This window comes from Paraburkholderia hospita (genome assembly GCF_002902965.1).
Lineage (GTDB): Bacteria > Pseudomonadota > Gammaproteobacteria > Burkholderiales > Burkholderiaceae > Paraburkholderia > Paraburkholderia hospita.
The window spans coordinates 2119599-2145305 of the sequence record NZ_CP026107.1 but is presented as its reverse complement, the minus strand read 5'-3'; the positions used below and the strand labels follow the sequence as shown (position 1 = coordinate 2145305).

At 60.8% G+C, this 25707-nt stretch carries 20 protein-coding genes and 2 pseudogenes; 9 read left to right on the top strand and 13 right to left on the bottom strand.

What is annotated here, in order from left to right; translation table 11 throughout:
• Positions 1-18: 18 nt before the first annotated feature.
• Positions 19-852 (bottom strand): oxidoreductase, encoded by an 834-nt coding sequence (locus C2L64_RS43000; protein ID WP_009770081.1) that lies wholly within the window; start codon positions 850-852, stop codon positions 19-21.
• Positions 853-990: 138 nt separating this feature from the next.
• Between C2L64_RS43000 and C2L64_RS42995 the strand changes: the two genes are divergently transcribed.
• On the top strand, positions 991-1902 hold the full coding sequence (locus tag C2L64_RS42995) for an AraC family transcriptional regulator (protein ID WP_009770082.1): 912 nt from the start codon (positions 991-993) through the stop codon (positions 1900-1902).
• A 34-nt stretch (positions 1903-1936) separates the two neighbouring features.
• Here C2L64_RS42995 and C2L64_RS42990 read toward each other — a convergent pair whose 3' ends face one another.
• The 10 genes from C2L64_RS42990 to C2L64_RS42945 all read right to left on the bottom strand — a co-directional run bounded on the left by C2L64_RS42990 (position 1937) and on the right by C2L64_RS42945 (position 12870).
• Entirely contained in the window at positions 1937-2398 is a 462-nt protein-coding gene (locus C2L64_RS42990) for an ester cyclase (protein ID WP_009770083.1), read from the bottom strand.
• Positions 2399-2467: 69 nt separating this feature from the next.
• A complete protein-coding gene (locus C2L64_RS42985; protein ID WP_039902098.1) occupies positions 2468-4513 on the bottom strand; it encodes an FUSC family protein in 2046 nt (681 codons plus the stop codon).
• Between the two features lie 94 nt (positions 4514-4607).
• Entirely contained in the window at positions 4608-6086 is a 1479-nt protein-coding gene (locus C2L64_RS42980; RefSeq protein ID WP_009770085.1) for an aldehyde dehydrogenase, read from the bottom strand.
• A gap of 81 nt (positions 6087-6167) precedes the next feature.
• Positions 6168-6491, bottom strand: a complete 324-nt coding sequence (locus tag C2L64_RS42975) for a DUF4148 domain-containing protein (RefSeq protein ID WP_009770086.1) — start codon at positions 6489-6491, stop codon at positions 6168-6170.
• Positions 6492-6675: 184 nt separating this feature from the next.
• Positions 6676-7530, bottom strand: a complete 855-nt coding sequence (locus C2L64_RS42970) for a LysR family transcriptional regulator (RefSeq protein ID WP_007747707.1) — start codon at positions 7528-7530, stop codon at positions 6676-6678.
• A 233-nt stretch (positions 7531-7763) separates the two neighbouring features.
• Positions 7764-8762 (bottom strand): transketolase family protein, encoded by a 999-nt coding sequence (locus C2L64_RS42965; RefSeq protein ID WP_009770087.1) that lies wholly within the window; start codon positions 8760-8762, stop codon positions 7764-7766.
• Positions 8759-9604, bottom strand: coding sequence for a transketolase (locus C2L64_RS42960; RefSeq protein WP_007747705.1), 846 nt, complete (start codon positions 9602-9604; stop codon positions 8759-8761). Before C2L64_RS42960 ends, C2L64_RS42965 begins: the two co-directional genes overlap by 4 nt.
• A 39-nt stretch (positions 9605-9643) precedes the next feature.
• Positions 9644-10972 (bottom strand): MFS transporter, encoded by a 1329-nt coding sequence (locus tag C2L64_RS42955; RefSeq protein ID WP_009770088.1) that lies wholly within the window; start codon positions 10970-10972, stop codon positions 9644-9646.
• Between the two features lie 76 nt (positions 10973-11048).
• On the bottom strand, positions 11049-11798 hold the full coding sequence (locus C2L64_RS42950; RefSeq protein WP_009770089.1) for an SDR family NAD(P)-dependent oxidoreductase: 750 nt from the start codon (positions 11796-11798) through the stop codon (positions 11049-11051).
• Positions 11799-11970: 172 nt separating this feature from the next.
• Positions 11971-12870 carry a LysR substrate-binding domain-containing protein gene (locus C2L64_RS42945; RefSeq protein WP_009770090.1) on the bottom strand — a complete coding sequence of 300 codons (900 nt, stop codon included), beginning with the start codon at positions 12868-12870 and terminating at the stop codon, positions 11971-11973.
• Positions 12871-13592: 722 nt separating this feature from the next.
• Between C2L64_RS42945 and C2L64_RS42935 the strand changes: the two genes are divergently transcribed.
• A complete protein-coding gene (locus C2L64_RS42935) occupies positions 13593-15428 on the top strand; it encodes an ABC transporter ATP-binding protein (RefSeq protein ID WP_007747700.1) in 1836 nt (611 codons plus the stop codon).
• Between the two features lie 6 nt (positions 15429-15434).
• Here C2L64_RS42935 and C2L64_RS42930 read toward each other — a convergent pair whose 3' ends face one another.
• A complete protein-coding gene (locus C2L64_RS42930) occupies positions 15435-16367 on the bottom strand; it encodes a LysR family transcriptional regulator (RefSeq protein ID WP_009770091.1) in 933 nt (310 codons plus the stop codon).
• A 127-nt stretch (positions 16368-16494) separates the two neighbouring features.
• Here C2L64_RS42930 and C2L64_RS42925 point away from each other — a divergent pair, with 127 nt between their 5' ends.
• The 5 genes and pseudogenes from C2L64_RS42925 to C2L64_RS42900 all read left to right on the top strand — a co-directional run bounded on the left by C2L64_RS42925 (position 16495) and on the right by C2L64_RS42900 (position 23150).
• The gene (locus tag C2L64_RS42925; protein WP_009770092.1) at positions 16495-17262 is read left to right on the top strand and encodes an SDR family NAD(P)-dependent oxidoreductase; all 768 of its coding nucleotides are present in this window, start codon (positions 16495-16497) and stop codon (positions 17260-17262) included.
• A 42-nt stretch (positions 17263-17304) separates the two neighbouring features.
• On the top strand, positions 17305-17922 hold the full coding sequence (locus tag C2L64_RS42920; protein WP_009770093.1) for a glutathione S-transferase family protein: 618 nt from the start codon (positions 17305-17307) through the stop codon (positions 17920-17922).
• Between the two features lie 408 nt (positions 17923-18330).
• Positions 18331-18855 (top strand): VOC family protein, encoded by a 525-nt coding sequence (locus C2L64_RS42915; protein ID WP_009770094.1) that lies wholly within the window; start codon positions 18331-18333, stop codon positions 18853-18855.
• A 67-nt stretch (positions 18856-18922) separates the two neighbouring features.
• Positions 18923-19877, top strand: a pseudogene (locus C2L64_RS42910) (enoyl-CoA hydratase/isomerase family protein).
• Between the two features lie 993 nt (positions 19878-20870).
• Positions 20871-23150: a glycoside hydrolase family protein gene (locus C2L64_RS42900; protein ID WP_143055687.1), complete on the top strand. Its 2280-nt coding sequence runs from the start codon at positions 20871-20873 to the stop codon at positions 23148-23150.
• Positions 23151-23253: 103 nt separating this feature from the next.
• On the opposite strand, the pseudogene C2L64_RS42895 reads toward C2L64_RS42900, so the two are convergent.
• Positions 23254-23624, bottom strand: a pseudogene (locus tag C2L64_RS42895) (iron chelate uptake ABC transporter family permease subunit); the annotation flags it as partial.
• Positions 23625-24037: 413 nt separating this feature from the next.
• Between C2L64_RS42895 and C2L64_RS42890 the strand changes: the two are divergent.
• Positions 24038-24694, top strand: coding sequence for an O-methyltransferase (locus C2L64_RS42890; RefSeq protein WP_085954648.1), 657 nt, complete (start codon positions 24038-24040; stop codon positions 24692-24694).
• Between the two features lie 143 nt (positions 24695-24837).
• Entirely contained in the window at positions 24838-25461 is a 624-nt protein-coding gene (locus tag C2L64_RS42885) for a glutathione S-transferase family protein (RefSeq protein WP_009770099.1), read from the top strand.
• Positions 25462-25707 lie beyond the last annotated feature (246 nt).

Here is a 25707-nt window from a genome sequence, read left to right as displayed (position 1 = left end):
CCGGCACGACGACACACCCTAGCCGTCCGTCGATCGGCTGACAGCCTCCCATGCGTCGATTTCGCCGCCGATTGCCGAGAGTTTCTCGCGCACGAGGCCAAGCGCATCACTGCCTAGCAGCAGATGCGCCGGCGGATTGTCGCTCGCGATCACGGACAGCATCGCGCGCGCCGCCTTCACAGGATCGCCCAACTGCTTGCCGCTTTTTTCCTCGCGTGCCTTTCTGATTGGATCGAAGAGCGGATCATAGTCCGGGATCGAACGCGGCGTCCGGATCATCGAGCGGCCGGCCCAATCGGTCCGGAACGATCCCGGCGCGACGGCGGTGACGAAGATGCCCAAGGCACGGACTTCCTTGCTGAGCGCCTCGGAGATGCCTTCCAGCGCGAACTTGCTGCCGCAGTAGTAGGTGATGCCGGGCATCGTGATGTGGCCGCCCATCGACGTGATGTTGAGAATATGGCCGCGCCGCCGTTTGCGCATGCCCGGGATCACGGCCTTCATCATCGCGACGGCGCCGAACACATTGACGTCGAACTGCCGGCGCATCTCGTCCAGCGGCGATTCCTCCATCACGCCCTCGTGACCGTACCCGGCGTTGTTGACGAGCACGTCGATCGGCCCGACCGTTGCCTCGATTTCGGCGACGACGCCGTCGATAGCTTCGAAGTCGGTCACATCGAGCACACGACCCACGGATCGACCTGGCGCCAGTGCTTCGAACGTATTCCTTGCCTGTTCGCTTCGGACACTACCGATCACGCGGTGACCTGCGGCGAGCGCTTCTTCAGCCAGCGCGCGTCCGAAGCCGCTGCTGACACCGGTAATGAGGAGAGTTTTGACGGATGACATGCGCACCTCGAAAGAGAAGAGAGACGACTGCATAATATTCTTTCGCGCTTATACGATTCAGGTCTTATAGTCTCGACTTATTGCCTATTCCTATGACGGCGGTGAGGCGTGGTGAGAAAGATCGACGGGCAGCAAACTATGATTGCGTTGTTGAAAGCGCTCGCGCCCAATGAGGGATACAACCTCACGGCGTTGCCGGACGTGCGCATCCTGCGTTCGGATCGCGCGTTGTCCCGCACGCCCGTTCTCTATGATCCCGGCATCGTGATTGTTTGCCAGGGAACCAAGCGAGGGTATTTCGGCGATCAGATCTATGTGTACGACGAGCAGCAGTATCTCGCTGTCGCCGTACCGGTGCCGTTCACGATGGAAACCGACGCTACGCCGCAACGTCCGCTGCTGGCTATTTACCTGCATCTGGATTTTGCAGTGGCGGCCGAACTGATGCTGGAGATCGACCGTCATCATGCTCCCGTTCAGGAGTACACGCCGCAAAGCATGATGTCCAGTCCGATGGATCCCGCACTTCGACTCTCCGTGTTGCGGTTTCTGGAAGCGATGAGCCGGCCGCTCGACGCGTCCATCCTCGGTCCGGCTTTGAAGCGCGAACTGTACTTCCGCGTGCTGACGGGGGCGCAAGGCAACGCGATGCGCGCGGCTTTGGCGATGCAAGGGCAGTTCGGCAAGATCGGCAAGGCGTTGCGCCGCATCCACGCGACCTATGCGCAGCCGCTCGACGTCTCGCAGCTTGCGAGCGACGCGGGTATGAGCGTGCCGACATTTCACAGCCACTTCAAGGCGATCACGCAAACATCGCCTATGCAATATGTGAAATCGGCGCGCCTGCACCAGGCTCGGCTGTTAATGCTGCGTCAAGGCATTACTGCCGAAGCCGCGTGTCACGCTGTGGGCTACACCAGCGCGTCGCAGTTCAATCGCGAATTCAAGCGTCTATTTGGCGCGACGCCCGCAGCGGAGACGAAGCGCATGCGCGAGACGTTCTCGATGCCGCCGGCGTTTGCCGATTCCGATTACGTGTCTTCGCACTGACATGTTCGAATGACTTTCGACAGCGCACAAACCCTTATCGGCCTGACTCGCTTGACGCCGGTTCCGCCTGCACAGCGATGCCATTCCGCGTAGCCACACTGCGCAAAACTTCCAGCGCACTACGTTCTACCCAGTTGTGCCGCAGCAGCCCGTCCTCGCCGACGTGCAGGACCGCCGTTCCCGTCATGTCGATCGGTAAGCCCGACGGTTCTGAACCCATGAAGCCGTTGTTCTTTCCCGTAACCCGCCATCGACTGACCACCCGGTCGCCTGTTTCGTTCTGAAACGTCTCGATCACATCGAACTTGAACTCAGCGATGCTGGCGAGGAATGCAGCAACCCACTTCTTGAACGTTTCACGCGACTTGATCTCGACTCCGCCCGAGGTGACCGTGAAGTCGTCAGAGACCAGATGGTCCGCCGCGTGCGGATTGCGCAATTGCCACACATCACGCCAAAACTTCTCGGCGAGTTGGACTGAATTCTGCCTTGCCATTTCAAATCTCCTATTTATCTACAACAAAAGAATTCCATTTACTTGACCCTGTTCCGGCTTCGGGAAGTTTCATTGAGCCGGTGCAATTCCCGCTGCAGCAACGTGTTTCAACAGCGAGACGATTTCAGCAATCCTCGCGCGGATAGCCAGTACTGTTTGATCTGTATGCTGCGTGCGATGAAGTGCAGCATCGGCCGCGATGAGCCGTGCGTGCCACGCATGAGGCTCGATATCTCTGAGATCCGCGAGCAATGGATCCAGTGTCTTTCGCGCGTCTGATGAAAGCGGTCCGCCATCGTTGTGTGAAGCATTTTGTAGTTCGATCAGTTCCGCTCCTATCTCGATCCACGACATGCATTCATCCACTTCCTGTGCGGATGCTGCGGGCAAAGCGATCCGCACGAGCGCGTCGATGCTTCGGCTTTGCCACGCGTAATGCGTCACGCCCGTTCGCCGCCCGACCGGCGAAGCAATCAAGGTCCGAATCGTGTCAGCGATCCGTTTCAGACAGCGTTTGCGCCACCGGCTCTCGCGTCCACGCGATGGAACGAGATGGAATGCGAACGCGGCGAGCGCGGAGCCCGCGAGTACACCTGTTGCATTGCCGCTCACCGCGCTCGCCGTCGTATGAGCAATGGCTGCTGGATCGGACACGACGAGGAACACCAGGCAGAATCCCGACGCCCAGAAACTATTCGAAAGCAGAGACGACAGCACAATGGCCAGAAAAACGACGCCGCCTTCCGCGAGCGCGACGACCGCAGGATGCGCAATGTGTGGCGCAACCGTTACGCAGAACAACAGCGCGGCGCCCGCGCCCACTGCGCCCGAAGCCAGAAAGTGAATTGCCGTATGTCGCGGGTTGGGCCGGATCGCGAAGAGGGCAATCGCGATAGCCGTGAATGCGACGAACAGCGGCCCGCCTTGCCAGCCGGTGTTCATCCAGACCACTCCAGCGAGTAGCAATGCAGCCGCAGCGCGTAACGCCGCGGCTACCGCATACGTGCGATCGCGGGTATAGACGGGCGCGGGATAGTCTTCTGTATCGTCATTTCGACTTTCATCGGCCCCTGTCAACCGGGCGGACACTCGCAGCGCTCCTTCCGTCGCGCCGAGCAGTGCTGAGACGAGATCGATGCGTCGGCGTTCGATGACCGTTTTCGCCTGAATTGATGCAAGCGTGACGCGCAATGCGCGCAGCTGCGAGCATAAGACGGACGTCTTTCCGGATTCGGCTGCGCAATCGCCAAGCAGTTCGCGAGCGATCGACGTAAGCAACCGCGATGCTTCGACAACGACCGCCCCGATCTCATCGCTTATTGCATTCCCTTTGGACGTGGCTTCTTCGAAGTTCCGCTCGATGCCTCTCGATACCACAAGCAAACGCAGCAACGCCGACACGACGCCGCGCAGACGGCCGGCACGGAACCACAGCGCTGGCGATTCAGCAGCCGCGCTCAGCACCGCGCCGTCAAGCGCGAGGATATCGCTCAATTGCGGGCGCAGCCGTTGCGGACCAGTGCCGTCGATGGCCCGTGGACGCGGCAAACCTGCAAGCCGGTCTGCAGTCCACGCGCATGCTGCGCCTATCGCATGCCGGATGCGCCGGGTTGCATGTCCGCTGTGCACAGCGTCGCGCGAGAAAACGATGACGAGCAACGCGCATGCAATACCGATGAGCACCCCGACGCAGCGGTCCTTGCCGACCTCGAACAACTGCGCGGATTCGTCCGACAACGACATCGCGATGATAACCGCGCTGTAACCCGCCAGCACGGCACCATACGCGCGGTAATTGCGCAGTGAGGCGCCCGCATAGACACACGCCGCGAGCCATGCCGCCAGCAGGCCGACCAGCACCGGCTCGCTGCCGTGCGCAACCAGAACCAGCAGCACGCCGATGGGCGCACCGACAGCCGTGCCGAGCGCGCGATCGAGCGATTTCAACAGACTGTCTCCGCGTGCCGGAATCGCCAGCGAGACTACTGTCCACGCCGCCCAATGCGGCTCATGAAGGCCAGCCAGGCTGGAGCAGAGCAGGCCGAGCGCAGCCGCCAGCGCGGTGCGGCCAGCGAACATCACAAGGCCGCGAGAGGGTATCCACGTCGAACGCATAGTCTTGACTTGCCTGCTTGCTCACGAAGGTTAAGCGGTGAGCGATCGCCGGCGCGCCATCACGCCGACGATCGTCATCACCCGTCGCTTCCGCCTAGACCAGCACGAACGGGTTGTCGACACCCGGCGTCGGATTGATGAACACGCTCTTTGCTTCGAGGTATTCATATACCGCGCGAATCCCGTTTTCGCGGCCGATTCCCGAGGCCTTCACGCCGCCGAACGGTGCGAGATAACTGACGAGGCGATAGGCATTGACCCACACGCTGCCCGCCTCCAGCCGCTTCGGCACCGTCATGGCGCGGCGAAGGTCGCGTGTCCAGACGCCGGCGGCGAGACCATAGTTGCTGTCGTTGGCAATGGCGATCGCTTCCTCTTCCGTGTCGAACTTGATGACGGCCACGACCGGTCCGAACACTTCTTCCTGAGCGATGCGCATGTCGTTGCGCACGTCGACGAAAATGGTCGGCTCGACAAAGAGCCCTTTCTCCGTGCCAGGTCGCGTCGAGCGATGACCACCCAACACGAGACGTGCGCCTTCCTGCTTCGCCACATCGATGTAGTACAGCGTCTTTTCGAGTTGCGGCTGGGTCGATACGGGTCCCATGTTCGTATCCGGCGACATCGGATCGCCAAGCCGTACATCCTTCATGAAATTCACCAGCCGTTCGACGAACTCATCATGGATGCTCGAATGCACGAGCAGGCGCGATCCCGCCATGCAGCTTTGGCCTGTTGCCGAAAAAATAGCGGTGACGGCGCCTTTCACGGCATCGTCGAGGTTGGCATCCTCGAACACGATGTTGGCCGACTTGCCACCCAGTTCGAGCGAAACACGCTTGAACGAGCGCGCCGCATTCTCGTAGACATGGCGACCGCCGCCTTCGCTGCCGGTGAAAGCAACGCGCGCGACGAGGGGATGCGCGACCAGCGGTTCGCCGACTTCCTTTCCGAAGCCGGTCACGATATTGACGACGCCGTCCGGCACGCCCGCCTCTTCGCAGAGCTTTGCAAACAGGATGGAAGATGCCGACGAGAATTCGGATGGCTTGATGACGACCGTATTGCCGGCCGCGAGCGCCGGCGCGATTTTCCACACCGCGAGCAGCAGCGGAGAATTCCATGGTGCGATCGTCGCGACTACACCGAGCGGTTCGAACGTGCTGTAGTGAAAAATCCCGGCTTTATCGAACGGCGTGACATCGCCCTGGATCTTGTCGGCGAGACCGCCGTAGTAGTAGAACCATTGCGGCAGATATTGCATCTGCTTCAGCATTTCGGCTTTCAGCTTGCCGTTGTCCTTTACTTCCAGATCGGCGAGTTCCTCTGCATGCGCGGCGATCGCATCGCCGATCTTGTGAAGCGCCATGCCACGCTGGCTCGCGGTCATCGTGGCCCACGGGCCGCTCCTGAATGCAGCATGAGCCGCGCGCACGGCCGCATCGACATCGTCGGCCGTGCCGCGCGGCACCTCCGCCCAGACTTCGCCGTTGTAGGGGTTGATACTTTCGAAGGTCCGGCCATTGCTCGCCCCGCGCCACTCGCTGCCGATGCGCATCTTGAACTGTTCCATCACGGTGCTCCTTGACTGTCTAACGTGTGCCGGCAGCCGCCTGGCTTTGCGGCGGCTGCCGGCGTAGTTATGGATTGACGGTCATTGACCGAAATAGAGGCTGTCCCGTGCTTCCGGCGCGGTCACGGTACGGCGCCCGCTTTCCGAGCGGCCCGTTACGGCGCCGCCCACGGAGGAGGTACCCGCGTTCCCGGCGTTCGTGTTGGCGTTCTGGAGCGCGGCGGCTGCGCGCAGTTGAGCGGTGGGGTAAGTGGCATCGGGCGCGTCGAACGCGCCTGCTTCGCGGGCCTGAACGAGTTCGGCCCGAACTTCTTCGCGGGTCTTGCCGTGCGTGGCAGGTTCGGCGAACACAGACGACGATACGATTGCGCCGACAATAGCGGCTGGGATCAGAAAGCGTTTCATTTCGTGCTCCTTGGCGGATAGTTGAGAAGCTGTTCGACGATCAGGCGGCTAATCTGCGATCTGCCGTTTGCTTGTTCGTCGATCGGTGAATGCATTATTGCCACCGGCCTTCTATCCGCCAATTCCCGAAATGTGCGTACCGTCCAGGAGAAAATGCACAAGCTGTTGCGGCGCGCTGCCTGCGTTATCCGTTGCCAGGAAAACAGCTTGCAATGAACTGCATGACACTGCGGATCGCCGGAGCGTGCCGCAGATCGTTGTGAATGGAGAGCCATATCTCGCGCTGCAATGGCTGGCCCGGCCCTTCGACGATGCTCAGACTCTCGTCCCAGTCCCCGAGGAAGTAGGGCAAGATGGCCACACCGACACCCGCCCGCGCGGCGGCTGCCTGCACGTCGAGACTATTGCTGCGCAGAACGACGGGACGTGACTTCGCCTGCGTGTCCAGCCAGATCTGTTGAGCGGAGCCGTCGAGACTGTCGTCATATCCGATGAATTCGTAGTCTTCGGGCGCATGAGACGCCAGATAGTCCGGTGACGCGTAAAACGCGAATGGAATCACGCCGATCTTGCGCGCGACGAGATCGGCCTCGGTCGGCCGGCTAAGACGAACGGCAATATCCGCTTCCCTTCGTATCAACGACACATTGCGTGTGTCGGCGATCAGGCGGACGCGAAGCGCTGGATGCTGGACGTGCAGCTTGCCTAAGTGAGGTGCGATGACACTGCTCGACATCGACGGCGGCGCGCTGATCACTACCTCGCCGCTAACGACTTCCTGTCCGCCGACCGACATCCGCTCCACGGCAAACGACTCTTCCTGCATGCGCCTGCCCCGTTCGGCGATGCGTTCGCCGTCTGCCGTCAGCACGTAGGCGCGTGGGCGGCGGTCAACCAGCTTCAGTTCGAGGGACTGTTCGAGCGAGGCGATTCTGCGCGCGACGGTCGCATGATCGACCTTCAGATGCCGTGCGGCTTTCGCGAGCGATTGTTCCTGACTGAACGCAACGAAGTGGCGTAAATCCTCCCAGTCGAACATAAGCTCTCTCCTTGTCGCTTTGATCGTTGCAAATCCCGGGATGGGACAACTGGACAAGGATATTAGAAGCAAACACGACAGACCTCACAGAAATTGCGTTGTGAAGGTTATGTGCATTGGTGCATATGGGCTCTGCATCTTTGCGGAATCGAATGACCGCGTCCTCCAGGCTTGCGGTCATTCCGGGCAATAACGCTTGCCGTACGGTTACGGCTCGATTGGAATTCGATCCGTTACCCGAGCCACGTCTTGATACTGGCGGCCATTGTGTCGGTCGAGATGCCGTAGCGGTCGTGCAGCGTGGGCAGGGCGCCGGCGGCGAGGAACTCGTCGGGCAGTGCGATCTGGCGGAACGGCGGGGTCACGCCCGCGCCAAGCAGCGTGCCGGCCACTGCTTCACCGAGACCGCCGATCACCGTATGGTTCTCCGCGACGATCACCATGCGTCCCGTGCGCTTTGCTTCTCGAAGGATCGTCGCTGTATCGAGCGGCTTGATGGTCGGCACGTGCAGCACGGCGACGCCGATGTTGTCCGCTTCCAGTGCCTTGGCCACTTCGAGCGAGCGCATCGTCATGATCCCCGATGAGATCAGCAGCACGTCGTTGCCGTCGCGCAGCAGCTTCGCCTTGCCGAGTTCGAACTTGTAGTCGTATTCATCGAGCACGGCGGGCACGTTGCCACGCAACAGGCGTGCGTAGACGGGGCCTTTGTGAGCAGCGATTGCGGGCACCATCTGCTCGATATCGAGCGCGTCGCACGGATCGATCACGGTCATGTTCGGCATCGCGCGCATCAGCGCGAGGTCTTCGGCGGCCTGGTGGCTCGGGCCGTAGCCTGTCGTGAGACCGGGCAGTGCGGCGACGATCTTCACGTCGAGGTTGTCTTCGGCGATCGCCTGATGGATGAAGTCGTACGCGCGACGCGTGGCGAACACCGCGTAGGTCGTGACGAACGGTTGCGCGCCTTCATGTGCGAAGCCAGCGGCCGCGCCCATCAGCAGCTGCTCGGCCATGCCCATCTGATAGTAACGGTCAGGAAATTCCTTCCCGAAGATGTGCAGGTCGGTGTACTTGCCGAGGTCGGCCGTCATGCCGATCACGTTGCTCTTCGAGCGTGCAAGTTCAACAAGTGCGTGGCCGAACGGCGCGGAACGGGTTACCTGACCTTCACCCGCGATCGACGCGATCATCGCGGACGTCTTCAGCTTTGGCTTCTTGGCGACGGTGCTCATGCTTGTCTCCCTGCTTTGAGTGCTTCGAGCGCGAGTTGCCACTCGTGCGCATCGACGCGGATGAAATGGTTCTTCTCGCGGTCTTCGAGGAATGGCACGCCGCAGCCCATCTTCGTATCGCAGACGATGATGCGCGGTTGCGGCTTGTCGTGAGTGCGGGCGTTGTCGAACGCCTGCTTGACGGCGTCGATGTCGTTGCCATTCACACGTTGCGTGTACCAGCCGAATGCCTCGAGCTTTTCGACGAGCGGCTCGAAGGCCATGATCTGCGTCGACGGGCCATCTGCCTGCTGGTTGTTCACGTCGACGATCGCGATCAGGTTGTCGAGCTTCCAGTGCGCGGCGGACATGAGGCCTTCCCAGATCGCGCCTTCGTCGAGTTCGCCATCGGAGAAAAGCGTGTAGACGAAGGCGTCCGAGTTCTTGCGCTTCAGTCCGAGGCAACGGCCGACGGCAATCGTCAAACCGTGGCCGAGCGAGCCGCCTGACATCTCCATGCCGGGTGTGTAGCTCGCCATGCCGGACATGGGCAGACGGCTTTCATCGCTGCCATAGGTTTCGAGTTCATCGGCGGGCAGGATGCCGGCTTCGAAGAGCGCGGCGTACAACGCAATCGCGTAGTGACCGTTCGACAGCAGGAAGCGGTCGCGGCCTTCCCATTCGGGGTCTTCGGGACGGTAGCGCATTGCGCCGAAGTAGGCGACGGCGAGTGCGTCGGCGATGTCGAGTGCCTGGCCGATATAGCCCTGGCCTTGTACTTCGCCCATCAGCAGCGCGTTTCTACGAATGCGGTAGGCTCGCTCGGCGAGCGTGACCGTATCGTTGACGGTTTCAGTGTCCATGATAGCTCCAGTGTTCAAACGAAAAGGTTGCGAAGCGAATTAGCGGTTAACGGATTTGGCTGGCACCAGAAAAACGAGCGCTGCGCCAAGCGTGACCGCGACAGAGATGAAGATCAGTCCGGCCGTGGATTTGCCCGTCAGATCGTTCAGCCAGCCGACGATCGCCGGGGAGAAGAAGCCCGCCAGGTTGGCGAAGCAGTTCACAGCGGCGATGCCCGCTGCCGCCGACATGCCGCCCAGCAAGGCTGTCGGCAGCGACCAGAACTGCGACGACGACGCGAGAATGCCCGCAGCCGCAATGCTCAGACAGACGATCGACGCACCCACGCTGCCGAGCATCGGCAAGGTCGCAAAGCCTGCAGCGGCGACCAGCATCGGAATGGCGAGGTGAAAGCGGCGCTCGCGTCGACGGTCCGCGCTCATGCCGACCAGCGGCAACGCGATGATTGCGCACAGATACGGAATGGCCGTGAACGCGCCCACCCACAGCGGATCGGCGACACCCGCCTTGCGGATGATGGTCGGCAGCCAGAAGGTCAGGCCGTATTGCCCCAGCACGACGCAGAAGTAGATGGAGGCCATCAGCCACAGGCGGCGGTCGCCGATGAACGCGCGGATCGAGACGTGCGCGGTTTTATGTTCGGCATCGGCGGCGACGTTGCGTGTGAGCAGCGCTTTCTCGGAATCGTTCAGCCACTTCGCCTGCTTGATACCGTCGTCGAGATACAGCAGGATCGCGAAGCCGAGTACGAGCGACGGCAATGCTTCGAGCAGGAACAGCCACTTCCAGCCCGCCATCGACATCGTGCCTTGCAGCGAGTGCATGATCCAGCCCGACAGCGGGCCACCAATCATGCCTGCAAGCGGAATCGCCATGAAGAACAGCGACAGTGCCTTCGCGCGGCGCTCGGACGGAAACCAGTACGTGAGATAAAGAATCACGCCGGGCGCAAAGCCCGCTTCCGCGACGCCGAGTAAAAACCGCAGCGCGTAGAAGGCCGTTGGTGACTTGACGAACACGAAGCTCGCCGAGATGACGGCCCATGTCAGCATGATGCGCGCAAGCCATCGGCGCGCGCCGACGCGATGCAGGATCACGTTGCTCGGCACTTCGAACAGGAAGTAGCCAAGAAAGAAAATGCCCGCGCCCATGCCGTAGACGGTTTCACTGAAACGCAGATCGCTGAGCATCTGCAGCTTCGCAAAGCCCACGTTGACCCGGTCCAGATAGGCGCCGAGATAGCACAGCATCAGAAAGGGGATCAGCCGGCGGCCGACCTTTGCGTACGTCTTCGCTTCAAAAGTCTGCGAATCGTTGCGCGGCAGTACATCACCCGTAACCGGTGACGCGGTGTACTTCGCTTTCATGGAATGTCTCCTGCCATGTTCGCCCCGGGTTTTCCCGGTTGCGTCGATTGTGCCGCCTGCTGGCGGCACGGTTCTCTCAGTGGATCAGCATCCCGCCATTGACGTCGAGCGTGATGCCCGTCAGATAGCTGGACAGATCGCTCAAGAGGAAGAGGCACGCGTTGGCGACGTCGGCGGCATCGCCGAGCCGGCCGAGCGGAATGCCCTTGATGATGTCTTCACGCATCGTGGGCGTCAGCTTGTCGCCCGTGATGTCGGTCTGGATCAGGCCGGGCGTGATCGAGTTGATGCGAATGCGGTTCGGGCCGAATTCGCGCGCCATCGCTTTCGCGAGACCCAGCACGCCCGCTTTCGCCGCGCTATAGTGCGGACCGCCGAAGATCCCGCCGCCGCGTTGCGCGGACACCGACGACATGCAGACGATGCTGCCGCCGTTCTGTTCCTGCATAGCCGGAATCACCGCTTGCGACATGTACAGCGTGCCGCGCAGATTCACGTCGACGATCGCGTCGAAGTCCTTGCCTGTGATGTCGAGCGTGCGAACCGGCTGTGTGATGCCGGCGTTATTCACGAGTCCGTCGATGCGGCCATAGCGTTCGAGCGTGATGCGCGCGGCGGCAACGCAGGCATCCTTGTCGGTGACGTTGCAGGCAAGGCCTAGGTGTCCGGCGCCGAGGTCGGCGGCGGCGGCTTCCGCGTCTTCCTTGCGCAGATCGAGGATCACGACGCGCGCGCCCTGCGCAACGAGTGCGTTGGCCGTGGCCCTGCCGATGCCTCGCGGTGAGGCCGCGCCCGTTACGATGATGATCCTGTTCTCGAGCAGCATGAGTTGTCTCCTGTGTGTTGATGTGTGCCCCGAGTGTCGGCTGACGGGGCTCGCGCATCAACGCGGAAACGCTCAACAATGGCTGAGAAAAATTCAGATGAAGGTCGCGGGCGGGATGGCCGCGATTCGTTGCAGCGCAATAAAACCCTGCAGATGCGCTGTCTTGCCGCGACTACGACTGGCGCGGATGCTCCGCAGCGGCCTCGCGCTCGATCCACGCGAGAAAGCGCGCCACGCGTGGCAACTCGGCGTTTTGCGCCGGATAGACGAGGTGATGCGCGCCGACTTCGACGGCAAAGCTGTTGTCGAATACGGGTACCAGCAAGCCTTCGCGAATCTTCACCGACGCCAGCATCACGCTTTCGAGCGCAATGCCCAGACCGAGCGCCGCCGTTTCGAGCGACATGTAAGAGCGGTCGAACGAAAAATCGAAGGTCTTGTGCGCTGCGGATACGCCCGTTCTGCCGAACCATTGTTTCCATTGCACGAGCGGCGACTCCGAATAGATCAGCCGGTGCGACAGCAGATCCTCAGGCGTATTCACCGGGTGACGCGCAAGGTACGCGGGAGAAGCGAGCGGCGCGATGAACTCGCCGCGCACGGTCTTGACTTCGACGTTGCTCCAGTTGCCGTAGCCGTGCCGCACGTCGATATCGTAGAAGCCATTCGAGAACGAGACATTCTCGTACGAGCACGCGAGGTTCAACTGGATATCGTCGTTCGCTTCCTGAAACGACGACAGCCTCGGCATCAGCCACATGAGGCCGAAGCTCGGGCTCGAATGCACGCGCAGGATGTCGACGTCGGTGCGGCTGGACGCGCGCTCGGTGGCGCGGCTCAGATCCGCGAGCGAACCCGTTACGTCGGACAGATAGCGCTCGCCTGTCGGCGTCAGCACGAGACCGCGGCCCGAGCGCTGGAACAGCGGCTGCCCGATGATCGACTCGAGGTTGCTCAACTGATGGCTGACGGCCGATGCCGTCAAACCCAGTTCATCAGCCGCGCGATTCACGCTCCTCGTTCGAGCGACACTTTCGAACGCGATGATCGCCTTGAGCGGTGGGATACGCATAGTGAAATTTTTTTCAGTTGTAGTTGAACGAAACCGCCTCGTTTGCGAGTGACAGGCGCTGCCATTCTGTCGACAAGCCGCATAGGTTCGTGGTGCATGACAGCAGCGACCAACGATGCGGCAGGCTGGAACGCTTCACGCTTCCACACCCAGACGGGTATGGCGCAGTGCACCACTGCGATGATCGCGCTGGCTGGGACACGCTTCGATAAGGCCCGCCATCGATGCCGGCCGACACAGGAGACAGCAATGCATTATCCGTTTTTCCCTCTCCCTGCGCGATTGCGGCTATCGCATATCCGACGCCGCATCCGACGTCACATCCCTCAGCAAGCAAGGACGGCTCGCGAAAGCTGCTCGGCAAAAGGCTTCTCGCCGCAGGAACGAAGCGCGCTCTTTCATGACAATGCGAAACGCGTCTATCGCCTGTGACGCGATTGACAAGGCAAGGTGCAAAACCAAGGGCGACAGGAATGTCGCCTTGCTGACGAGAACAATGAAATAACCAACGCCTGCCGGTGCTTCAACGGGTCGCGTCCGCAGTTCCCAGGCCGTGCACCACGGCCATGTCTTGCGCAAATCCCATTGTTTCGCCGCTCGCGTCCAGGCGCGGGAACAGCGTATGCTTGACCGATTCGCCGCCTGTTCGGCAAATGAGTCGTTTGACTGTTAGCGCGTTCGACGACTCGTTTCATCGGGGCGAAACACCGGAGCGGTCACCAATGGGTATGCCGAGTTCAAAGGCCGCGGGCGCCGCGCCAGCCGGGCGCACGCGCAGGCGGCGCGCACAGGAGCTTGCGGGTTACGCGTCCAGTCCCGTGAGCCTGTTGTTCCGCTACGTTCGCCAGCATCCCGCGCAGCACGCGGTGATTCTCTTCGGCATCGTTGCCGCTGTCGGTTGCTCGCTAGGGTCCCAGTTTGCGATCAGGAATCTGATCGACGCGCTACCCGCTGGCCGCGCGCATCCTGCGAACGTGGTCCACGCGTTTCTTGTCATCGTCGCGCTGCTGTTCGCCGACAATCTGTTCTGGCGCATCGCGGGCTGGGCAAGCGTGCGGACTTTCGTCGAGGTCACCGGCGACGTGCGGCGCGAACTGTTCGGCTATGTGATCGGCCATTCGACAGGCTATTTCTCGAACGTGCAGCCCGGCACGCTCGCAAGCCGTATCTCCGCGACGGCCAATGCCGTGTATACGATCGAGAATCTGACGGCGTGGAATGCGCTGCCGCCGCTGCTTTCGGTCATCGGGTCCGTTGTGCTGATTGGCTGGATCAGCGTGTGGATGGCGCTTGCGCTCGTCGCCATTTCCGTCTGCATGACCGCCTTTCTGTTCTGGCTCGCGAAGCGGGGCGGCGACCGTCATGTGCACTTCGCGTCGCGCGCCGCGTCCGTCGACGGCGAGATGGTGGACGTGATCGGCAATATGGCGACTGTGCGGACCTTTGTTGCGACGGCGCGCGAATGTCTGCGTATCGGCAGTTTCCTCGAGCAGGAAATGGCGTCCCGCGAAGCAAGTCTGCGGCACCTCGAAAAACTCAGGCTGCTGCATGCCGTCATCACGGTGGTGCTGTCGTGCTGCCTGCTCGGCTGGGTGCTGTGGCTCTGGTCACAGGAGCGTGCGACGACCGGCGACGTGGTGCTGGTCAGCTCGCTCGGCTTCGCGATTCTGCATGGCACGCGTGATCTTGCCGTGGCGCTCGTGGGCATGATCCAGCATCTCGCGCGGCTTGCCGAGGCGGCGCAATCGCTGCTCGTGCCGCGCGAGATGGAAGAGACGGTGGGTGTTCCGACCTTGCAGATCCGCGACGCGAACATCGACTTCGAGAACGTCACGTTTTCGTACCCTGGGCGCCGCCGCGTGCTGGATCATTTCAGCCTTCACATCGACGCGGGTCAGCGTGTCGGTCTGGTCGGACCGTCGGGTGCGGGCAAAACCACTATCCTCGCACTACTGCAACGCTCATTCGATCCACCGCCTGGCCTGGGAGCCGTGTGCATTTCGGGCCAGCGTCTAAGCGATATCAGTCTGAGCAGCCTGCACGACGCGGTCGGCGTCGTGCCGCAGGATATCTCCTTGTTCAATCGTTCGTTGCTCGACAACCTGCGTTACGGTCGTCCGAATGCGACGGAAGACGAAGTGCTGCAAGCCTGTGAGAACGCGAATAGCCTCGATCTGATCCGCTCGTTGCCAGACGGCTTGCAAACCAATGTCGGCGAGCGCGGGACGCGCCTCTCAGGTGGGCAACGGCAGCGCATCGCGATTGCACGCGCGTTCCTGAAAAACGCGCCGATTCTGCTGCTCGACGAGGCGACGTCGGCGCTCGACAGTGAATCGGAAGCGAAGATTCAGGACGCGCTGGACCGGCTGATGAAAGGACGCACCGTGGTGGCGATCGCGCATCGGCTGTCTACGTTGCACAATTTCGATCGCATCGTGGTCATTCAGCACGGGCGGCTGGTCGATGATGGTGCGCCCCAGGAGCTTGCATGCCGGCCCGGCATTTACCGCGATGTACTGCTGCGTCAGGAGCGTCGCACGGTGGGTGTGCACGCGTGATCGTGCCTACGCCCCCGTACCGCGCTCGCCCCTCGCGGTCGATTCATTCCCCGCAAACAGTTCCGCCAACCAGTCGACAAACACGCGTACCTTCGTGCTCAAGTGCCGGTTGGGCTGATACGCGACGAAAACCGGCACAGGGTCCGATGCCCAGTCGCTCAGGACGGCTTCCAACGCGCCGCTTCGAAGATGCGTGTTGGCGGAGAACGTTAGCGCATGCACGACGCCGAGACCTGCGAGGCTCATCGTCAGACAGCCCATGATGTCATTCGACGTGAGCCCGCGTCGGTTCTGCACCTCGATGCGCTCGCCATTCTTCGCCACGATGATCGGAAAGGGCCGGTTGGTGCGCGAAGCGATCGTGCGAATGACGACATGACCCTGTTCGAGATCGGAAGGGTGGGAAGGCCGCCCGTGCCTGTCCCAATACGCCGGCGTCGCGCACAGAATCTGCCTGACAGCGCCGATCTGCCGCGCCGCCAGCGACTGATCGAAGATCTCCCCCGCACGCACGACGCAATCGACGTTCTCTGCAATGAGATCGACGGGGCGATCGCTAAGCCCGAAATGAAACTCGATGTCCGGATACCGTGCTGTGAACGTCGGCAGCGCGGGAAGGATCACGGACAAACCTAATGGCACGGGCAGATCCACGCGCAGCCGTCCCCGCGGATTGCTTTTCGCGTGCGACATCGAGCCTTCGAGCTCCGCGAGATCGCCCATCAATTGCAGCGCGCGCTCGTAGTACGCCGCGCCGTCCGGCGTCGTCGAGACTCTGCGCGTCGTGCGGTTGAGAAGCTTCGTGCCCAGTTCGATTTCGAGCGACGCAATCAGGCGGCTCACCGCTGTCTTTGGCAGGTCGAGCATCTGCGCAGCCTTCGTGAAGGTACCGCTTTCGACCACCCGGATGAACGCCTGCATCGCCTGAAACTTGTCCACGGTCCCGCTCCTTTCATGTCCTGCATTGTTTCATGGGAGAAACAATGTGGAATCGTAGCAGCGGTTTATCCCTCCGAGCACACCAGGTATCGTTCTCTCATCGCAATCGTTGTAAAGGGAAACAGCCATGTCTATCAGTGCAGAAACGCATACCACGGACCGCTCGAAGGCGGTGGTTATCGGAGTCGGCCCGGAGCACGGACTCGGCGCGGGACTGTCGCGCCGCTTCGCCGCAGAGGGGCGCCACGTCATCATCGCGGGGCGCACCGAAGCGAAGATCGAACGCGTTCGCGAGAGCATCGTCGAGGCGGGCGGCTCGGCGAGCGCCGTCGTCATGGACGTGACGCGCGAAGCCGACGTGATCCGGCTGTTCGACATCGCGATGCAGGCCGACGAAAACGGCGGCAGCGCCGATCTCGTCGCGTACAACGCCGGCAACAATCAGCCGCTGGACCTGCGCACGATGGAAGCCGACGTCTTCGAATCGTTCTGGCGGCTGAACTGTTTTGGCGGTTTTCTCGTGGGACGCGAAGCTGCACGGCGCTTTACGCCTCTCGGCCGAGGCTCGATTCTTTTCAGCGGCGCAACGGGTGCGCTGCGCGGCATGCCGAACTACGCCCACTTTGCGTCGAGCAAAGCAGGGCTGCGCATGCTCGCGCAAAGCATGGCGCGCGAATTTGGTCCGCTCGGCTTGCACGTCGCGCATGTGGTGATCGACGGCGGCATCGACGGGGAGCGCGTGCACACGCGCTTCGCCGAGCACGTCAAGCACAAGGGCGCGGACGGACTGCTCGATATCGACGCGATCGCCGATGCGTTCTGGTCGCTTCACGGCCAGCACCGCTCGGCGTGGACGCATGAGCTCGATCTGCGTCCCTTCAAGGAATCGTTCTGAATGCTTGAACACGACCCTACATTGAATCGCGAGGAATCAGGAATGAAGCTTATTGGCCCTTGGTTTTCCGGCTATACGCGCCGGGTTGGCATCACGTTGAAGCTGCTCGGCATACCGTTCGAGCATTTGCCCTATCACGCGTATGAGCAGAAGGACCTTATTCGCCCGTTCAGCCCGATGGTGAAAGTGCCGGCGCTCGTGCTCGACGAAGGCGAGATTCTCTACGACAGCGCAAGCATCATCGACTATCTGCACGAAGAGGTCGGCCCCGCTCGCGCATTGCTCGCGACGAGCGGCGCGCGACGGCGCGACGCATTGCAGTTCATCGGTATCGCCTCGGCGATCTATGGAAAGCTCAGCGACATCTATGACGAATCGATCCGGCCGCCCGAGCGCCAGATTGCTTCGATTACCGAATCGTTGCGCGAACAGGCGCTCTCCGGATTCACGATGCTCGAATCGAGAGCCGGTGATGGCTGGCTGATCGGCGACGCACTCTCGCAAGCCGACGTACTGGTCGTGATCACGTACCAGTCTGCGTCATTGGCGATGATGCCCGACGTCGTCAATCAGGTTGCATTCCCGAAGCTCGCGCAACTGGCGGCTCGCGCGATGGAACTCGAAGCATTCTCCAGCACGCTGCCCTTCAAGCAAACGTGAAAGCGGAAAAGCGGCGGTGCGAATCATCGCACCGCCGGCAAGCCCCTAAAACAAGGGGTGGAATTTTTCGTCGCCGCTCGGGTCCTTCGGGGCGACGAGGTTCTGGTGCGCGAGAACGCATCCATACACACGCAAGCTAGCGGCTGCGTCGCTGATGTCTGCGACGCCGATTGCGGTGTAATCCTCGGCCATCAGTGCCGTGAAGTGGCAACCATACGATGGTATCGCCCGAACAAGCCATCGTATGGATGAGTGCTTTTTGAAGGGCTTGCGTTCGAGCTTTTCGCTCCCTGATGAATCGCTAATACCATGGTATTAGCGACATGCCGGTGCTTCGGCGACTACATTGCATTTCGATAGCTAGCGCCATTTTCGCCAGCCGGTTTCAACGTGTCCACGGAGCAAACCATGAGCATCAGTTTCGACATGAAGATCGAAATCGTCGTCCTTCCCGTCTCGGATGTCGATCGCGCCAAGCGCTTCTACGGCGACCTGGACTGGCGGCTCGATCTCGACTTCACATCCAGCGAGGGCGACTATCGCGTGATCCAGTTCACGCCGCCCGGCTCCGGATGTTCGATCATGTTCGGCAAGAATATGACGGCGGCAACACCGGGCTCGGTACAAGGGATTCATCTCGTCGTGTCGGACATCGTTGCTGCGCGGAGCGAACTGATTCGTCGTGGCATCGAGGTCAGCCAGCCGTTTCATGACGTAGGCGGCGTGTTCCATCATGCCGACGGAAAATGCCAGGAGGCTGGGCTGAATCCAGACCGGAAGAGCTACGCATCGTACGCATCGTTCAGTGATCCCGACGGCAACGGCTGGCTTCTGCAGGAAGTGACCGCGCGATTGTCGGCAGACCTCGAGTTGGACGACCCGAGATTCACCCGCGAGGTGCTCGCCGCGATTCATGGCGGGACGACGTCTTGAAGCGGACGGTCGTTGCGAGCACAACGTCAATCTTCTGACCGATATGTCCGAGAGAAGGCGAACCATCATGAAGCTGACAGGAATGGCGGTGACACTCGTCGCGGGCGCGCTGCTTTTCAATGACCGTGTTCTCGCGCAGAACGCACCGGCCGCGCCTTCCAATGCTCAAAGCGCGCAGCAGGCGTCCAATGCGAAGCAGGAGTTCAGGATCACGCGTGTGACGCCAGCCTATTGGCGCGTCACGATCGACCATCCGCCATTCAATATCTTTGGACCGGAATCGATACCGCAATTGAACAGCGTGATCACGCAGATAGAGAATGATCCGAATCTGAAGGTCGTGGTGTTCGATAGTGCTGTCAACGGCTTCTTTCTAACTCACTACGATTTTGTGCCGCCTCTGGAAGCAACGACGAGTATGCCTCCCGGCAAGACCGGTTTGCCGCCGTTGCCCGATATGCTGGTTCGTCTGAGTAAGGCGCCTGTCGTGTCGATCGTCGAAATACGCGGGCGGGCGACGGGCGTGGGCAGCGAGCTGTCGCTCGCGTCGGACATGCGTTTCGCTAGCCGTGAAAAGGCGGTTCTATCGCAATTCGAAATCGGCGCTGGCTTCGTGCCGGGCGGCGGGCCGATGGCGCGTCTTCCGCGCCTGATGGGTCGTGGCCGTGCGCTGGAAATACTGTTGAGCGGCAACGATATCAATGGCGATCTCGCGGAGCGATATGGCTATGTGAATCGCGCTGCCGGATGCGCAACTCGGCCCGTTCGTCGATACGTTGGCGCGGCGTATCGCATCGTTCGACAAGCAGTCGCTTGCGCAGATCAAGCAGCTTGTCGATATCGCCAGTTTGCCGCCTGATGCCGAAGTCGGTCAGGAGTGGGATGCGTTCATTGCGTCCGTGCAGCGTCCGGCGGCACAACACAATATCGGCAGGCTCATGGAGATGGGACTGCAACGCAAGCCGGATGTCGAGATCCATCTTGATCGGTACACCGGCAAAGTGAATCAGCCGGGTCAGTGAGACGCGCGCGAAAGTGCGGCGTGTGCTGGATCGAGTCACGTCGCCTTTCGAACTTGCGCAAGATTGGTATTGAAGAACGGAAACGATGAAAGCCTGCGGGGATCAGGCGCGCAATAATCAATGAGACGGATGCGCCCCATTTAATCACGCTGGTGCATTTTCATATAATCGCCCGATATTTTGATAATCGGGAGCGATCATTTTCCCCATTGTCGTGCGCACTAAAAATTAAAACGCATAAATAGCGCATTTGTATTACGAAAAAGCTAAAAAAATATCCATATCGATCATGAATTTACTTTTTGCGGGCGGTAGCGGGTGAATCTTCCCTGATCGATACCACTTCACGAAAGCATATCTCAAAATTTCTCTGAAATTACCGGCGACATTACCTTTTGGCATTTTTTCGGGCAACGTTACACGAATGAAACGTTTATAATTCGTCTGCCTTGAAATGTTCTGTAATTAATACTTGGTAGGGATCGAGTAGAAGTAATTACTACCTAAGGCGCTTGCGCATAGAGGTGCTGTTTCGTCTCGTTCAGGCGCGTGCTCGCAGGTTACGCGTAGATGTCGACCGCGGAAATGTGACGTTCGTTCGTGCCTGTATCACGTAGATGTACATCGATTTCGTCGAACCGAAAGGGTTCGCGACGGCATGCTGCTGTCAAAACGCGCAAGACGACTCAGCCGTAGTTAAGGATTCCTGATCTTCAGGGATCGGCTCGACTCGTCTATCAATTCATCTGATCTGACATCAGATGTGTATTGGGAACTCTATCCGCGCTAGCGCGGGGTCTCTGCACGTTCCCGGTCATCGAAAGCGAGATTGCATGAATGCGTGTCCTGCTCATGTTCGGACACTATAGTAAGTAATCCGTAATAAATATCCGATGCCGGTTTCTTTGTATTCGAAAACGCCACAGCGGGTCGATCAGTCAACGATCTTGCTGGACTTTCGGGGAAAACTGATTTCAGCGGGATCAACGAACAATGATGAGTTATTGGAAACTATTGGGGGTTGCGTCGGCAACCGTGCTGGCTTCGTTTGGTGCAGAGCAGGCGTACGCCCAGGCATCGACGATTACCGTCGCAGGCCAGTCGTACACGCTGTGCGGCAAAGAGAATGCCAACTGCTCGTTCCTCGGAACGGGCTCTGTCGTGTTCGGCGCTGTGCCGCCTAACGCGCCGTCGGTGATGCTGACGGCGCCGCGTACGTTTACGAATGGCGTTGGCTGCTATGTCGGCGCGGTTTCGAATACGGACCCTGCGTACGGCTACGCAAAAGCATGCTGGGTGCGTGCGGTCGCGGCCGGTGCGCCGACGCCGACTCCCACACCGACGCCGACGCCGACGCCGACGCCCACACCGACACCGACGCCCACACCGACGCCCACACCGACGCCCACACCGACGCCGACTCCCACACCGACGCCGACTCCCACACCGACGCCGACGCCCACTCCGACGCCCGCGCCCGCACCGTCACCTTCGTCCAGCGCGGCGCTCTCATGTGGAGCGCCGGTGCAAAAGGCTGGCGGCACGGCGAACGGTCTGATCACGGCCGACACGCCGACCACCGACGGCCTGCGCGTGTTCCAGAACAACGCGCCGTTTAACCTCACGGTCACGACGAACTCGCCGAACGCGGATACCGTGATCTGGTCGATCGCTGATTCGAATGGCGCGATCAAGACGCAGGGCAGTTTCCCGGTCAGCGCTGGCGTGCAGACCAACACGATCTCGTGCAAGTCGACATGGTCGGGCTATGGCGCGATCACGGCCACGCTGCGCGCGAATGGCGGCACGCTGCCGCATAGCGGCACGCGCCCGACGGGTATCGCGACGTTTGGCGTGCTGCCAAATCTCACGTCGGCACTCGGCACGGTCACGTATGCGCACCAGGACCAGCACCGCTTCGGCATGCAAGGGTTCAACGGCAACATCGCGGCACTGCGCGCACTGGGCATTACGTGGACGATCGACAATCGTCAGCAGTCGCAGATGGAGCCGAATGGTCCGAACACGTACACGCCCAACGTGAACGATCTCGATCCGTTCTATAAGGCCAATCCTGATCAGATGCGTATCGTGCGGCTCGACGGCATTCCTGCATGGAATTCGAAGACGGGCCAGTTCACCGACAGCTATTACGCACCGAAGGATCTGACCGAGTACCAGAACTTCATGGCGAAGGTCGGCACGGACACGAGCCTGATCCGCGCGGCGAACTACCCGAACCAGCAGAAGAACTACTATCAGGTGACGTGGGAGCCGAGTCTCGGCTGGGCCGATAGCGACGCGAACTTCGTCGCGATGTACAAGGCTGCGTACCAGGGCATCCACTCGACCGATCCGAACGCGGTCGTGATGGGCACGGGCAATCCGTTCGCAGCGAACTGCACGACCTGCACGACGGGTTATCTGCAGAAGTTCGGCGCGCTCGGCCTGTGGAACTACATCGACGCCGTCTCGACTCACGGTTACTGGAATGCCGGTACGTACCCGGCGCATCCGCCGGAGCAATACGATTCGGACCCGAGTCCCGCGAACCAGGCCAATGCGCTCGACAATCAGATGACGCAGTTGCGTCAGGTGATGCAGAACGGCAAGCCGAACATGAAGCTGTTCTTCACGGAAGCGGGCACGAGCTACGATCCGGGTCTGGCGTATGGTCCGACCGTGCCGTCGCAGAACCAGCTGTTCGCGCATGCGGCCGTTGGGGTGCGCTCGCACATCATCGTGCTGGGCGGCGGCGCGCAGCTCACGACGCTGTTCTACGGTGCCGACTATCCGGGTGAAGTGGGCTACGGTTCGTTCTTCGACCTGAACAATGCGCAGGGCGCGTTCGGTGCGTCGAACCTTTCGCCGAAGCCGGAAGCGATGGCGTTTGCCACGATGACGCGTGTGCTCGACGGCACCAATACGCTGGGCCGCGTGAAGAACACGCCCTCGGGCACCTTCGTGTACGACTTCCAGCAGCTGAACAACGGCAAGGTCGTGACGGCCGCGTGGACGCACAACAACAGCCAGTGGCCCGCCAATGGCGTGTATAGCACGACCTATTCGACGAGCTATTCGCTGCAGGTCGATAACGCGGGTACGTCGGGCAACGTGACGAAGATCGACGGTTACGGCAACGTCACGACGCTTCCGTATTCGAACGGCCAGGTGTCGCTGACGCTGACGGAAGTGCCGCAGTACATCGTGTCGAACAACGCGACGGTCGCGAAGAACAATTCGACCGTGCCGGTGGGATACACGGGACAGTAAGCGTCGAAGCTAGCTGTCTGCAAAGGACCCAGGAGGGCAACTTCCTGGGTCTTTTTTTATGTCGGGAACGACGTCGAATTCACAGTGGCCGTGGACTGTTGGCCGCGGGCGCTGCAATAGTGCGCGCAGCGAGATCGGCGAGTACCGTGAGAATGGCGCCAAGCAAGGCCGAGGCGGGCAGCACGCGTCGCAGGTCGGGACCGCATGCGAGCCGCACGCAGTGGGGCGCAACGAGACCAATGAAGCCAAGGCGACGTAGCTCAACATGCCGATGATCGTGCCAGCCAGCGCGTTGGCCGCGATGCCCGAAAGCAGCAACACGGACAGTTGCACGCGTCCTTGCGATGAACCAAGCCGATACACGAGCACCGTGACGGTCATTGCGCCGAGGAACGCCGCGCACGCGATGGCCTCATCGGCGCGCGCACCGAAGCGCGCAAACAGCGTCGATCCCGAGACGATCATCAGCGATGCGTTTGAAACGCATTCCATTCCCCGTGTTGGTTCGCTGTTGGATGTTCGTTGCCAAACCGAAAGCGGGTGAATGCTATCCATAGATGAAAATGATTCTCGATAACCATGTAAGTTGTAATTTTTTCGGTGTATTACGAGGGTGGAAGACCGAAGATCGCGAAGATTCGAGCGCGCGAGGCGGTTTGTGGGCGACACCGGGCGCCAGATGGCGCGTCTGCGCGTGAATAGCGGCGCTTATGAGGCTGGATCGGATGACAGCGCGCCGTAAGGATCAGTAAGCCGCATACGGGGAACAAGGCTCGAAAATCGAAGCCAGTCCCCTGTGTGCGAATTGCGCGCACGCTTCCCTATGCAACCCGATCGTCGTGGCGTCGCCTGATGCGCGCTGCCGCGATCCATCAAGGAGCCGTTTCATGAGAGACATGCCTATATCCACGTCATCCGTCAGTCCCATCAAGGACGAACGCGTCAATCAGGTGCTGCAGCGTTTGAACGCGTCGCGCCGCTTTCCTGGGCGCGAGGCGTTTGGCGGGCCGTCGGGCAACGATCCGGAGGCTTTCGCCGACTACGGCTTTTCGATTCATCCCGATCAGGGCGAGTTGATGTACGTGCTCTGTCGCGGGATGCGCGCCACGCGAGTCGTTGACTTTGCAACTTCAATCGGCATGTCCGCGCTGTATCTGGCGGCGGCCATGCGCGACAACGGCGGCGGACTGGTGATCGGATCCGAGCTGGTTGCTTCGAAGGCGGAGATCGCGCGTCAGAATCTGACTGAGGCAGGGCTCGCGCAATATGCCGATATCCGTATCGGCGATGCGCGGCAAACGCTGCGCGACGTGGGCGGTCCGATCGACTTTGCGTTGATCGACGGCTGGCCGTTGCCGGATGGGCCGTCGCTCGCGCGGACGGTGGTCGAGCTGATTGCGCCGCAGTTGCGCGTCGGCGGATACATCCTGAACGACAATGCCGAGCCCGATTTCCTTGAGTACATTCGCGACCCGGCCAACGGTTTCATTTCGATTACTCTGCCGATCAAGCGCGGAACCGAGCTGGCGCTGAAGGTCAGTTGAGGCGCCACGGGTCAAACTGTGGACGCGAAAAGCCGTGCGCGATGACAACGCAAAGTGGAACGGGGCTGGTTCATCAAACTGTGTCTTGAACCATCTATCGCACTGAGCCTAGACTCATCGCACTCAAACCCCTTCACTTTCGCATGCTCAAGATCCTTGGAAAGGCGTCATCCATTAACGTTCGAAAGGTGCTGTGGACTTGCGCCGAACTGAATCTTCCCTTCGAGCGGGAGGATTGGGGAACCGGGTTCCAGTCCACGCAGACCCCAGAGTTTCTCTCGTTGAACCCAAACGGTCTGGTGCCCGTCATCAAGGACGCAGACTTCGTTCTCTGGGAGTCGAACACCATCATCCGCTACCTCGCGTCGCGCTACGACGGCGCGCACCTCTATCCGGCAGATCCGCTGATGCGCGCGCCCGTCGATCAATGGATGGACTGGCAGGCAACGGACCTCAACCGCTCGTGGAGCTACGCGTTTCTCGCCTTGGTCCGGCAATCGGCTGTGCATCAGGCGGAGAAGGCGATCGCGACGTCGATCGCCAGCTGGACGGCGCACATGCGCATATTGAACGGACAGTTGCGGGCAACCGGCGCGTTCGTTGCCGGAAAGCAGTTCTCGCTCGCTGACATTCCCGTGGGATTGTCGGTCAACCGCTGGTTCAGCACGCCTTTCGAACATACGCAATTCCCTGCCGTATCGGAGTACTTCGAGCGCCTGAGCGAACGTCCGGGCTTCGGAGCCTATTGCGCAAACGGGTTGCCATAACCGGCACGGAGCCGGCGAAATGTTGCGCTAAAATCGTGGCACCGCGGGAACGAAAAAGCGCCAGCGGTCTGGTACGAACACTGCTGCCAGTGCGACCGAGAACAACAACGCCGCTGTGCTGACGGGGAACGCGAGTCGCTTGACGACATTCAGGCAAACGTTGTCGGCCTGTTGGCTGATCTTGCTAACTGAGCTTGCTGCATCTCGACCCGTCCAGCCTGCCGAGGAACAATCAGCGGCGAAACA